This window comes from Carnobacterium pleistocenium FTR1 (genome assembly GCF_000744285.1).
GTDB lineage: Bacteria > Bacillota > Bacilli > Lactobacillales > Carnobacteriaceae > Carnobacterium_B > Carnobacterium_B pleistocenium.
On the sequence record NZ_JQLQ01000002.1, the window covers coordinates 1,417,047 to 1,429,079 of the forward strand.

14 protein-coding genes and 1 other annotated feature are annotated in these 12,033 nt (G+C 35.0%); of the genes, 1 reads left to right on the top strand and 13 read right to left on the bottom strand.

Features of this window, described 5'->3' with window-relative positions; translation table 11 throughout:
- Positions 1 to 87: 87 nt before the first annotated feature.
- Positions 88 to 265: a binding site (T-box leader), on the bottom strand.
- 39 nt (positions 266 to 304) lie between these two features.
- The 10 genes from recO to BP17_RS06985 all read right to left on the bottom strand — a co-directional run bounded on the left by recO (position 305) and on the right by BP17_RS06985 (position 8,285).
- Positions 305 to 1,120 carry a DNA repair protein RecO gene (recO, locus tag BP17_RS06940; RefSeq protein ID WP_035052893.1) on the bottom strand — a complete coding sequence of 272 codons (816 nt, stop codon included), beginning with the start codon at positions 1,118 to 1,120 and terminating at the stop codon, positions 305 to 307.
- Positions 1,121 to 1,203: 83 nt separating this feature from the next.
- Positions 1,204 to 2,112, bottom strand: a complete 909-nt coding sequence (era, locus tag BP17_RS06945; RefSeq protein ID WP_035052894.1) for a GTPase Era — start codon at positions 2,110 to 2,112, stop codon at positions 1,204 to 1,206.
- On the bottom strand, positions 2,112 to 2,522 hold the full coding sequence (locus BP17_RS06950) for a cytidine deaminase (protein ID WP_035052895.1): 411 nt from the start codon (positions 2,520 to 2,522) through the stop codon (positions 2,112 to 2,114). Before BP17_RS06950 ends, era begins: the two co-directional genes overlap by 1 nt.
- Before the next feature lie 15 nt (positions 2,523 to 2,537).
- Entirely contained in the window at positions 2,538 to 2,933 is a 396-nt protein-coding gene (locus tag BP17_RS06955) for a diacylglycerol kinase family protein (protein WP_035052896.1), read from the bottom strand.
- Entirely contained in the window at positions 2,917 to 3,393 is a 477-nt protein-coding gene (gene ybeY, locus BP17_RS06960) for an rRNA maturation RNase YbeY (protein ID WP_035052898.1), read from the bottom strand. Before ybeY ends, BP17_RS06955 begins: the two co-directional genes overlap by 17 nt.
- A gap of 27 nt (positions 3,394 to 3,420) precedes the next feature.
- On the bottom strand, positions 3,421 to 5,649 hold the full coding sequence (locus tag BP17_RS06965; RefSeq protein WP_035052899.1) for an HD family phosphohydrolase: 2,229 nt from the start codon (positions 5,647 to 5,649) through the stop codon (positions 3,421 to 3,423).
- Positions 5,650 to 5,653: 4 nt separating this feature from the next.
- Complete coding sequence (locus BP17_RS06970; RefSeq protein WP_051910561.1) at positions 5,654 to 6,667, bottom strand: PhoH family protein; 1,014 nt, start codon at positions 6,665 to 6,667, stop codon at positions 5,654 to 5,656.
- A gap of 366 nt (positions 6,668 to 7,033) precedes the next feature.
- Positions 7,034 to 7,480 (bottom strand): GatB/YqeY domain-containing protein, encoded by a 447-nt coding sequence (locus BP17_RS06975; protein WP_035052901.1) that lies wholly within the window; start codon positions 7,478 to 7,480, stop codon positions 7,034 to 7,036.
- Between the two features lie 33 nt (positions 7,481 to 7,513).
- The gene (gene rpsU, locus BP17_RS06980; protein WP_013710786.1) at positions 7,514 to 7,687 is read right to left on the bottom strand and encodes a 30S ribosomal protein S21; all 174 of its coding nucleotides are present in this window, start codon (positions 7,685 to 7,687) and stop codon (positions 7,514 to 7,516) included.
- A 175-nt stretch (positions 7,688 to 7,862) separates the two neighbouring features.
- Entirely contained in the window at positions 7,863 to 8,285 is a 423-nt protein-coding gene (locus BP17_RS06985) for a Fur family transcriptional regulator (protein WP_269544562.1), read from the bottom strand.
- Between the two features lie 163 nt (positions 8,286 to 8,448).
- Here BP17_RS06985 and BP17_RS06990 point away from each other — a divergent pair, with 163 nt between their 5' ends.
- Positions 8,449 to 9,282 (top strand): pyruvate, water dikinase regulatory protein, encoded by an 834-nt coding sequence (locus BP17_RS06990; protein ID WP_035052906.1) that lies wholly within the window; start codon positions 8,449 to 8,451, stop codon positions 9,280 to 9,282.
- Positions 9,283 to 9,422: 140 nt separating this feature from the next.
- Here the strand turns inward: BP17_RS06990 and BP17_RS13750 are convergent, their stop codons facing one another.
- The 3 genes from BP17_RS13750 to BP17_RS07005 form a co-directional block, all read right to left on the bottom strand.
- Entirely contained in the window at positions 9,423 to 10,253 is an 831-nt protein-coding gene (locus BP17_RS13750) for a TPM domain-containing protein (RefSeq protein WP_035052907.1), read from the bottom strand.
- Positions 10,254 to 10,287: 34 nt separating this feature from the next.
- Positions 10,288 to 10,875, bottom strand: a complete 588-nt coding sequence (locus BP17_RS07000; protein ID WP_198022523.1) for a LemA family protein — start codon at positions 10,873 to 10,875, stop codon at positions 10,288 to 10,290.
- A 211-nt stretch (positions 10,876 to 11,086) separates the two neighbouring features.
- Positions 11,087 to 11,989, bottom strand: coding sequence for a deoxyribonuclease IV (locus tag BP17_RS07005; RefSeq protein ID WP_035052910.1), 903 nt, complete (start codon positions 11,987 to 11,989; stop codon positions 11,087 to 11,089).
- Positions 11,990 to 12,033: the final 44 nt, after the last annotated feature.

Here is a 12,033-nt window from a genome sequence, read left to right on the forward strand (position 1 = left end):
TATAGCATTCTCCTTTTTATTTCAAATTATATTGGTTAGCTAAAAAAATATACAAAAAAAGTCCCTATGCTGACAGTTAGTCATCAGCATAGGGACGATAATACAATCGCGGTTCCACCCTAATTCTAGTTTACTAAAAACTAGCATCTTTTTTATTGAACAGCTCCAGAAGGCCTTTCAAAATTTTGTCTATATTTGGCTCGCACTATCCCAAATTCGCTCATATAGAGGTGAAATTTTTACTTTTTTCTTTCATCGCTGGTTATTCAGTTGTTTCTATCATAGCTTGTAACAAGAACTTTTGTCAATCATTACTTTCATTCTCATCAAGTGTTTCATCAGGAGTAACTTTTCTATCAATCAAAAGGTTGCCCCACGTATACATCTGATCAATGAATTTTTTACTCTTCAACTTAATTCCAACCGATTCGTCATAGATAAGGTCGATCAATGTCCTGATTTCTCGTTTCGTCTCTTCTTTAACCGTAATAGAGCCTAATTGATCTAACGAAATAGCTGAAAATAAACGCACGAAATGAATCGCTCTTTGGCTAGAATGGTACCGATAACGGTCTAGCTGCCAATGTTCTTGACATAATAATCCACCATAGCTGCCAGAATAGTCAAACGGGCCTTCAGTTTTCCCACAGATACGGCAACCTCTTAATTCCGGAGAAACACCAAAGTAAGGCAGAATTTGGATTTCAAAGATATTGACTACTATTTCCGGATCTGTTTCTTCATTGATTTCGGTTAAACAGCGGTCGATTTTATGAAACAACGTTCCATCTACAATACCATCATCTAAAGCCGCATCTGCTAAACTTAAGATATATGTCGCGTAGGCATTCAAAAAAATATCCGTTTGCATACTTTTATATTGATCAACTTCTTTTACATCTCGTATAAAACACAGTCCCGTGTCTCGCATATCGGCTATATAAGTTGCTTTTGTAAAGGGCAATACCGCAGTTCTAAGTTTGTTTTTTTGCTTTCGAGCTCCTTTGACAAAAAACATTCTTTTCCCAAAACGATTTGTAAATAATTTGACTAATTGATCATTTTCACGATGGTTTCGTACAGATAACACAATGCCTTCTACTTCTTCTATTTGAGCCATTTAGAAACCCCCTACGATACGATCTTTATTTAAAAAAACAAACCATAATGATATGGTTTGTTTTTTTTAATGGTCAGTACTTTTTAGTAATCATCTTTACGGTAACCGTAGTCTTGCAGACTCGATTGACGGTCACGCCAATCTTTTTGAACTTTTACCCATAAATCAAGATAAATTTTGTCTCCTAATAACACTTCGATATCTCTTCTAGCTCGGATACCGATATCTTTCAGCATTTTCCCGCCTTTGCCAATAATGATACCTTTTTGACTTGAACGTTCAACAATGATTGCTGCATGCACTTGAACTTTACCTAATTCATTTCGTTGCATACTCTCCACTACTACAGCGACAGAGTGAGGAACTTCTTCTCTCGTTAATTCAAGAACTTTTTCACGAATCAGTTCAGAAACAATAAAATACTCAGGATGATCTGTTACTTGGTCATCCGGATAAAATTGAGGTCCCTCTGGAAGATAGTTCTGCAATTCAGCCAGTAATGTATCTACGTTGTTTCCAACTGAAGCTGAAATCGGAATAACTTGCGCAAAGTCGACCAATGAACGATAATCCTCAATAATTGGCAATAGTTGATCGGGATTAATTTTATCGATTTTATTAAGCACTAAAAATACTGGGCTTTTAGCGGTTTTTAATCTTTCCATAATAAAATTATCACCAGGGCCACGTTTTTCAGCCACGTTTACCATAAATAAAATAACATCGACTTCTCTAAATGCACTGAAAGCTGAACTAACCATGAAATCTCCTAGACGATGTTTAGGTTTGTGGATACCAGGAGTATCGATGAATACAATTTGTGATTCTGGAGTAGTATAAATACCCTGAATTTTATTTCTTGTTGTTTGTGCTTTGTCGCTCATGATTGCTATTTTTTGTCCAACAATTTTATTCAATAACGTTGATTTTCCTACATTTGGACGTCCTACGATTGAAACAAAACCTGATTTATGTTCATTATTATTTTTCATTAAACCATATCCTCCGATTTAAAAGCTCCGGGCAGCAATTCGCCAACCGTTGTCAATTGTTTATTTCCTTTATTATTCGTTAGCAAAACAGGCATTTCTGGTCCACAAAATTCTGCCAGTACTTGTCTGCATGCCCCACAAGGTGAAATTGGACCATCTGTATCGCCGGTTACTACCAAGTACTCAAACGTATTTTTCCCTTCAGAAACGGCTTTGAAAATTGCAGTGCGTTCTGCACAATTGGTTAGACCAAAAGAAGCATTTTCAATATTGCATCCTGAAAAAATTTCTCCTTCTTTTGTTAAAAGAGCTGCTCCAACTGGAAAGTGGGAATAAGGAACATAAGCTTTTTCTAACATATCTGTTGCTTTATTGATTAGTTCTTCGACTTTTTGATCTGTAGCGTGCATAAATGTTGCTCCCCTTTAAGATAGAATTTGCCATAGTTTAGGTAAAATAATAATTGCTGCTACAATAATGGCAAATCCTGCTGTAACTAAAACAGCAGCCGCTGCCATATCTTTGGCCTTCTTTGCTAACGGATGATATTGTTCTCCTGTAGTTAAGTCGACTACATTCTCAATTACAGTATTCCAAACTTCCATTATGATCACTAAAAAGATACTAAAAATAACCCATAGCCATTCATTGCTAGCTAAATTAAGAAAAGCACACAATATCAAAACGACTGAACCAATTAAAAGATGTGAGCGCATATTTCTTTCTTCTTGAAACGCAGTTAAAATTCCTTTAAAGGCGTATTTAAAAGAGTTTAAAAATGCAGAATTTTTCCCAACTTCCCCTTTATCTTTTAAGTCCATAAGCTTCTAGTATCTCTTTCTGCAGCCCAAACATTTCTTTTTCATCTTCAGGATCCATATGATCATACCCATTCAGATGCAAAAAACCATGTAAAGCAAGGAATCCTAATTCTCGATCAAAAGAATGTCCATATTCAATGGCTTGGCTCGCGGTTTTATCAACTGAAATGATAATGTCGCCAATGTTCCTTGGCATCGGTTCTTCCAAATCATCAAAGTTGATTGTTAGTTCATCTTCTACTTCATCTTCAATTGCAAAACTAATAACATCCGTAGACTGATCTTTTCCACGATAAGTCTTATTAATTTTTTGAATAGCGTCATCCTCAACAAAACTTACTGACATTTCTGTATCATCTGGCAACTTTAAATGATTTCCAGCAAACTCTAATAAGGAATTGACTAGTTCTTTCTGTTCTGTTGTAATTCGGTTTGTTTCATCATACAAATCTAATTCCATAGGTATTATTCCCACTCCTTTTTTAATTTACTCTTTCACGCTCAGTTGGTCATTCTTTTTTAAAGTCGGATATTCGATCCTCGAATGGAATGTACCATTTAACCCTTCACATATGGATTTTTCAACTATCTTCAATTCTTGTAAAGAAATGGAACACTCATTAAACTGACCATCCGTAATTCTTCCATTAATTAAATTATGAACGAAATTTTCAATGGTCTCTTTAGTTGGATGCGACATGGCCCTTACAGCTGCCTCAGCACTGTCAGCGATATTGATAACTGCTGCTTCTTTTGTCTGTGGATTTGGACCAGGATACCTAAAATCACTCTCAGCTACAGTATCGTCTTTTTCTTTAGCTACCACATAAAAAAATTTCATAAGTGTCGTTCCATGATGCTGAGCACAAATATCAATGATTGATTGAGGTAACTTAGCTTTTTCTAGCATTTTCACACCTTCAGAAACATGACCAAAAATAATTTCTTTACTTTCAAAAGGAGTCAACAGGTTATGTGGATTTTCCATTCCAGGAGGTAAATTCTCTATAAAAAAGAGTGAATGACGCAATTTACCAACATCATGATAATAACAAGCTACTCGAGCGAATAATGAATCTCCTCCAATTGCACCAACAGCATTTGCACTTAAGTTGGCTACCATCAAACTATGATGATAAGTACCCGGAGCCTTTGTCAGCAATTCTTTTAATAAAGGATTATTGGGATTGGATAATTCAGTTAACGTTAAAACAGCATTTTCACTAAAAATAACTTCAACGTATGGCGATAGCAGGACAGCCATAAAATAAGAAATAATGCCACTGGATAAAGCATATATTACCATTAAAAAGACCTGTTGAGACCATAGATGAATATTTAAGTATAAGATAAAGGAACTGATAAACAAGGCATTAAAGACTGTTACCCAAATGAAGCTTGACCAAAACTGGTTTGTGATTTTGGTGCGCGTGATCATTGTACCCATCATACCGCTTAATAGATAAAACAGAACTAATATAATACTAAAACTTGTTCCTGAATCAGGACTAAAAATAAAGATAGAAAACGCAGCAGTGAATCCATTAGCTAATATTCCAAAACGTCTTCCGCCAAATGATGTCAGCAAAATGGTTACCAATGCAGCAGGATATAAAAAACCTATGTATTCTACATCAGCATTTTGAATCAACTGCAAACCTTTCATCAATAATAGTGAGATTACCATAATAATTGAGTAAAAGGTAATTTGGCGTCCGTGCTCTATCCTATTTTCTTTTCTGGTTTTTCCTAAATAAAACAATAACAGAGCTTGAGTGAAAATTAAAACGATTAAACCATACAAGGCTTGTCTAGAAGAATTATTATCCAGCAAACCCAACAATTCAAGCTGATGCATGTTATTACTGTCGACTACATGTCCTTCTTGAATAATTACCTGACCTTGTAAAATTAATGATGGTTGAACATTCGCCATTGCTTCTTCAATTTCTTGCTCGGTAGCAATTTCATTGTAACTATTATTCTCAACAATTGCATTGTCAACGATTAATCCGGCTACTCTTTGCATGTCTGAGTCTAAATCAGAATAATCTAAATTATTATTTGCTTCCAGTTTAACTTCATTTAGTTCTTCACTTTTTATCGGTTGAGACATAAATTCGGAAACTACTGAGACAATTGATTCCTTCATACTAGTTAAACTAGCTTCATCTGCTGCTAATAAATCTAAGATAGCCCAATCGGGGAACTGCTCAATAAAAGCGGTTGTAGAATCATCCAGATTGTTCAATTTTTCTTTGAATAACCTTAATAGTTCATCATCTGCTAATTCAGCTACTTTTACCTCTGATAATTGTTGAGAGGATACCGAAGAATTATCTTCTGAAGCTTTTTTTCTGGCTTCTTTTAAATCTGCTTCATATATTTTATTTGCCTCTTGAATAGTCTCATCAAGAGTAGCAAACAAAATTTCTATTTCTGATGTTTGAATATCTTTTAAGTCAGCATTATACGTATACACAGGAGAAACGGTTGTAGCAACTGTTTCTTTATTTGCTTTTGTTTTCTCTGTGTCTTCAACCGTTGCATTGGCACGTATTGTTTCTTCTGCTACTTGAAAAAGTTCGATGTCTAGAGCTTTTGGTTTAACAGCACTATACATGATTGAAAATAAAATGATAGATGTAAGCAAGAGAATAGAAGGAATATATAATTTTCCCATTTTTTTCTGAAGGCGTATTAAGTTTCTTCGCATTCATTCACTTCCTAGTCGTTTTTTCTGCACTTGATTTTTCAGCATCGTTTTTTTTAACTTCATTCAGGTTTTTTTCATTGCTATAAGCATCAATAATACTCGCTACTACCGGATGACGGACTACATCATTCGAATCAAATTGGACAAAATTTACACGCTTGATTTGTTGTAAAACCTTTTCAGCATGAACGAGTCCGCTCATAGCTCCTCTTGGTAAATCAATTTGAGTAACATCTCCATTTACGATCATCTTTGAACCAAAACCCAAACGAGTAAGAAACATTTTCATTTGAGCTTTTGTTGTATTTTGTGCTTCATCAAGAATAACAAAAGCATCTTCCAATGTCCGCCCTCTCATATAGGCTAACGGAGCAATTTCAATAACATTCCTATCCATTAGACGCGTTGTGTGCTCTACACCAAATACATTGTACAAGGCGTCATAGATTGGACGTAGATAAGGATCTACTTTTTCTTTCAAATCGCCTGGTAAAAACCCAAGATTTTCGCCTGCTTCAACTGCTGGACGAGTTAGAATAATTTTTTTCACTTCACCTTTTTTCATAGCAGCAACAGCCATCACTACTGCCAAATAAGTTTTACCGGTTCCTGCTGGGCCTATTCCAAATGTGATATCATTTTTTTTAATTGATTGGATATATTCACGCTGACCGAATGTTTTTGCCCGAATAGGTTTTCCAGCATGATCTTTTCCAATTTCATCTTCATACATACTTATAAAGAAATGCAGCGTATTATTTTTTGCCATTTTGATGGCAGTAATGACATCGGATGAGCCTATAATAATTGAGCGTTTTATTAATTCTTGTAATTGATTAAGGATTTCTTCAACCATAGCTGTGTTTTCTTCTGTACCAACAATTTCTATATGGCTACCACGGCTGTTAATAACAACTTCCATTGAGTCTTCTAATAAAGCTAAATGTTTATCTTGAGCACCAAATAGAATAGCTGTAGTATCTTCGTTTTTCAAATTTACTAAACGGGGTTCGTTCATTAAGTTAGTCAAACAAACAACACTCTCCTTTTTCTTTCTATAGTTTAAAGAATAGCACATTTTTCGTTTAAAATGAAGCTTTCCTTCTTAGATGGGAGACTGATACTTACGTGACTATCATTTTTAGTGTTGCTAAACAATTTAATTAACTGACTCATCCAAAATTTCCAGAGGAATAGCGTTGCTTCTAGCTATGTAGAGGATTTTATAGCTTCGCGGGCAACTATGTTTATTTGTAAAAGAAATTTCCTCTTGAAGACTCTACACCATTTGACGTAGAGCCCATTTAAGCATTAAAGGTAAAAAAAAAGATAAAGTTAAGAGATACCTTAACTTTACCTTTTTCAAAAGATTATTGCTTATCTTTTAAGCATTCAATAATTCTTTTACTAATCGATTTACTTCGTTACCGTCTGCTTTACCTTTTGTTAAAGGCATAACAACTCCCATAACACTTCCAAAATCTTTCATAGATTTAGCATCTACCTTAGTAATCGCTTCTTGAATGATCGCTTTAAGCTCGTTTTCAGAAAGTTGTTGAGGTAAATAGTTTCCAACGATATGAATAGCTGCTTCTGTTTGTTCAACTAAGTCTTCTCGACCAGCATCTTTAAACTCTACAAGAGATTCACGTCGTTGTTTCATTTCGCGAGAAAGAACTGTTAACTCTTCATCCTCACTTAATTCATTACCTTTGCTGATTTGATCATTTTGCAATGCAGCTTTTAACATGCGCATAACAGCTAAAGATTCTTTATCTCTGGCTTTCATCGCAATTTTAATGTCGTCATTAATGGTTTCTAAAAGTGACAAGACTTTCCCACCCTCAATTCTAAAAGCTTTTGACTAGAATTTACGTTTTCTAGCTGCTTCAGATTTTTTCTTACGTTTCACACTTGGTTTTTCATAGAATTCGCGTTTACGAGCTTCTTGTAAAGTACCTGTTTTTGAAACGGAACGTTTAAAGCGACGAAGAGCATCATCAAGAGATTCATTTTTCTTAAGAACTGTTTTTGACATATTAGATTCCCTCCCTCCGTGCTTGAATAAGTAACTGTTATTTAGAATACACTAATAAATTACTGCATTCATAAACACTGTCCTTACTTATTATATCGAATGTATTTTTTCACGTCAATACAACTTTTCCATATTTTAATAAAAATCAACAGTTTATTGCCTTTTTTCTCATTATTTAAGCACAATTTTCACATTTCCCAAAAATTTCAAACCGATGAGACTCAATCGTGCACCCATTTAATTGCGTTTCAAAAAAATTCATTGGGCACATTTCAATTTTTTTTGTTTTTCCACAATTTGTACAAATAAAATGATGATGATGTCCGGTATGTTTGCATCCAAAGCGGAACATTTTTTCTCCATTCAATTCGGTTTCTTCAAGGACATTCAATTCTACAAAAGTATAGATATTTCGATAAATTGTATCATAACTAATAGAAGGGTATCTTTCTTTTAAACCTAGTTGCACTTCTTTTGCTGTTAGATATCGGTTTTCAGAGACAAATACGGATAACATATTTTCGCGTTTATCTGTATATTTATAACCATGTTCTTTCAATGTCTCAATAGCTTGTTCAACTGCTGTCATATAGATGATCGCCTCCTTTATATGAACTGTTCACTATTATTTAGTATAACTTATTTATCTTAGCTTAATCAAGTTGTAAATCTTGCAATTTTTATAGGTACTTCATTGTCGTTTCACTAACTCTTCCTGTATACTATTAAAGTAGTAAACAGAAACAATGAGGAGGAACAAAATGTCTTCACATAAACCAATCAATTTATATGTTATTTCTGATTCAGTAGGCGGAACAGCTAGTCAACTTGGTCAAGCAGCTATGTCTCAGTTTCCTGATGCAGATATAAAAGTTTCGGCGTACCCATTCATTCGTGGCGAAGACACGCTTATATCTATACTAGAAAAAGCAGCTTCTGATAATGCGATAGTTCTTCATACCTTTGTAGATAAAAATTTAAATAAAGCAATTCAACTATTTTGCAACGAATATAATTTGATTTGTTTTGACCCATTATCGCCAATAATCGGCGAATTAGAAAAACGTTCTGAAATGACTCCATTGCAAAAACCAGGAGCGTTGCATCTTTTGAATGAAACTTATTTTAACCGAATTAAAGCCATTGAATTTGCAGTAAAATTCGATGATGGCCGTGACCCAAAAGGTTTTTTAGAAGCAGATATCGTAATCCTTGGTATTTCTCGAACTTCAAAAACGCCATTAAGCATGTTTTTAGCTAATCAAAATTACAAAGTTGCTAATCTGCCTCTTCTACCAGAAGCACACATTCCTGAACAAATTTTTCAAGTAGATCCTAAAAAAATAGTTGGTTTAACAAGTGATAGAAAAGCGCTAAATTCTATTCGTCGAGAACGAATGTTAACTTACGGAATGAATCCTGATACAGAATATTCTAAGTTAGACCGAATTGACAGAGAATTGACTTTTGCAAAAGACTTGTATGAAAAATTAAATTGTTTAGTGATCAACGTTTCAAACAAATCGATTGAAGAGACAGCCGCAATTATTATTAATACCCTCCAAATAGAACACAAGCATCATGAGCAAAACTGATGTCTATAAACTAAAGCACTATCTTCAAAATAAAGAGATTAAATCAAGGAATTCAACCCTCGATTTAATCTCTTTTTAATTTTGTCATCTTTCAGATGAAACGATTGAGAAGTGCTTTAGTTCAACTAAGGAATCTGACTTTAGAACCCTCGACTTGATCCGCCACCACCGGATCCACCGCCGCCTCCGAAGCCGCCTCCGCCTCCGCCGCCAAAGCCACCGCCGCCAAAACCGCCGCCGCCACGGCTTCCGCCGTACATGCCAAGCAATAAAGGCCACAAGCTACCTCCTCGTCTTCCTCTTCCACCACCAGATCCGCCGCCAAAAAAGATACTAGCAATAAAGAAGACTAAAACTACGATTAGAATAGCTGGAAAACCACCATCTCCATCATCCTCATAGTCAGTTGGGTCTACAGTATAACCTGAAAAAATCGTGTCATTATCGTACTGATACTCTTCATTAACTTTTACGGCTGTTTCAGTAAAGATACTTTTCAATGCTGTATCGTAATCATCATTTGATAAGGCATCAATATTCCGATCTAAGATAGCTCCAGTCCCGCTATCCGTCAAGGCACCTTCTAAACCATAACCAATTTCAAAACGAATTTCCCGCTCTTCAGCAGATAAAAGAATCAAGACTCCATTATCCAAATCGGAACTTCCAATTTCCCATTTTTCAAATAACTCTACAGTGTACTCTTCGATCGTAACACCCTGTAAGCTATCTACAGTAGCCACAACTACTTGTGGTTGCTCATTGGTATCTTCGTAATGCTTATTGACATCAATGATAAATTGTTCTGTCTCATCAGAAAGTAAATTTGCTTCATCATAGACATAAAATTCGTTAGAAGCTTCTGGATAATCGACTGCTGCCTCAACAGATAGAGGGAAAATAATCAAAAGCAATAAACCAAAAGAAAGAGCCAATAAACGTAAAACTGAAAATCGATTCACTTTTTCCACTGATTTCCCTCCTTGTGTATTAGATGTAATCAGCTTATTCCTCATTGTTATCAAAATCTACTTCTGGCGCTATTTCAGCACCTTCAACTGCTTCAAAGTAAGGTTTTTCTGAGAATCCAGTTATTCCGGCTATAATAGATCCAGGGAAACGGTTTACACGGTTGTTGTACCCTTGTACTGTCTCATTGTATCGTTGTCTTTCAACTGCGATACGATTTTCTGTGCCTGCTAATTCATCCATTAACGCCGTTACGTTTTCGTTGGATGTTAATTCTGGATAACTTTCAACAACAACTAATAAACGAGATAAAGCTGAGTTCATTTCATTATTAGCTTCTACTTCTTCTTCCATGGAACCTGCACCGCTTAGTGAAGCACGGGCATCTGCAATCGCTGAAAATACTTCTTGTTCTTGGTCCATTGCTCCTTGAACTGAATTGACTAAGTTCGGGATCAGATCATTCCTACGTTGCAATTGCGATTCAACTTGTGACCAAGCAAGATTCACATTACTTTCTTCTTGAATCAATCTGTTGTATGAACTAATTAAGGGAACTGCAATAATTAATACAGCTATAATAATCCCAATGATTATTTTTGTACCACTTTTCATGTTTTTCATGTGTCATCCTTCTTTCTTAATTTATTCTAATGCAATTAGTATACTTTATTTCATTAATTAGCACATCCGTCTAAAGGATGAAAACTTTAGCTTTTCAACTCTTTATTAACTCAATTATGACATAAAACTCGAGTTATAGGAAATGATAAAAACAAGTAAAAGGAGAGAAAGAAAAACAGCTTCTTTTTCTCCTACACGATTATTTTTTATATTAGTAACCTACCTGATTCAAGATATCTTCGAGTAGATTTGGATTAAAAGTTTGTTCTTTTAACATTTTAATTTCATAACCATAAGGCGCTTTTTTATCTTTCTTGTCTTCTCCTACATACGGAGTTTCTAATATCTTAGGTAAGGCTGTTAATTGAGGATGATGGACAACTTTATTTAAAGCGTCAAACCCAATTGTTCCAAAACCAATATTCGCATGGCGATCTTTATGACTACCTTGCAAGTTTTTTGAATCATTCACATGGATCACTTTAAGACGGTCCAATCCTATGATCTTATCAAACTCATTCAAGATGCCATCAAAATCTTCTTTCATATTATAACCAGCATCGTTTATATGACAAGTATCCATCGTTACAGATAGTTTATCATTTAAGGTTACTCCCTCAATGATTTTTGCAATTTCTTCAAAGCTTCGTCCAATTTCAGTTCCCTTACCAGCCATAGTTTCTAAGGCAATTTGTGCTAATTGATCTTTATGAAGCACTTCATTCAACCCTTTTACGATGTTAGCAATCGCAGCATCTGCTCCAGCGCCAACATGTGCTCCTGGATGCAATGTGATTTGTCTTGCACCTAGCGCTTCTGCTCTGACAATTTCAGCCCTTAAAAATTCGATTGCAAAAGAAAAGTTTTCAGGTTTGACTGTATTTCCTAAATTGATAATATAAGGAGCATGAACAACCATATGTGATAAATTATTTTTCTCCATGAATGATGTACCTTGAGGAATATTCATATCTTCAACTAATTTACGTCTTGTATTTTGTGGGGCTCCAGTGTATATCATAAATGTTTCAGCATTGTAACTGGCAGCATCTTCCGCAGAACCTAGCAACATTTTTTTTCCACCCATTGAAACGTGCGAACCTAATAAAACCATCTTTTTTCTCCTACTCTTAACCGTATTTCTTTTTATTCTAATCT

Excerpts from the sequence above, each read along its gene's own strand:
- recO (WP_035052893.1), bottom strand. The coding sequence starts at position 1,120 with ATGGCTCAAATAGAAGAAGTAGAAGGCATTGTGTTATCTGTACGAAAC.
- era (WP_035052894.1), bottom strand. The coding sequence starts at position 2,112 with ATGAAAAATAATAATGAACATAAATCAGGTTTTGTTTCAATCGTAGGA.
- BP17_RS06950 (WP_035052895.1), bottom strand. The coding sequence starts at position 2,522 with ATGCACGCTACAGATCAAAAAGTCGAAGAACTAATCAATAAAGCAACA.
- BP17_RS06955 (WP_035052896.1), bottom strand. The coding sequence starts at position 2,933 with ATGGACTTAAAAGATAAAGGGGAAGTTGGGAAAAATTCTGCATTTTTA.
- ybeY (WP_035052898.1), bottom strand. The coding sequence starts at position 3,393 with ATGGAATTAGATTTGTATGATGAAACAAACCGAATTACAACAGAACAG.
- BP17_RS06965 (WP_035052899.1), bottom strand. The coding sequence starts at position 5,649 with ATGCGAAGAAACTTAATACGCCTTCAGAAAAAAATGGGAAAATTATAT.
- BP17_RS06970 (WP_051910561.1), bottom strand. The coding sequence starts at position 6,667 with ATGAACGAACCCCGTTTAGTAAATTTGAAAAACGAAGATACTACAGCT.
- rpsU (WP_013710786.1), bottom strand. The coding sequence starts at position 7,687 with ATGTCAAAAACAGTTCTTAAGAAAAATGAATCTCTTGATGATGCTCTT.
- BP17_RS06990 (WP_035052906.1), top strand. The coding sequence starts at position 8,449 with ATGTCTTCACATAAACCAATCAATTTATATGTTATTTCTGATTCAGTA.
- BP17_RS07000 (WP_198022523.1), bottom strand. The coding sequence starts at position 10,875 with ATGAAAAACATGAAAAGTGGTACAAAAATAATCATTGGGATTATTATA.
- BP17_RS07005 (WP_035052910.1), bottom strand. The coding sequence starts at position 11,989 with ATGGTTTTATTAGGTTCGCACGTTTCAATGGGTGGAAAAAAAATGTTG.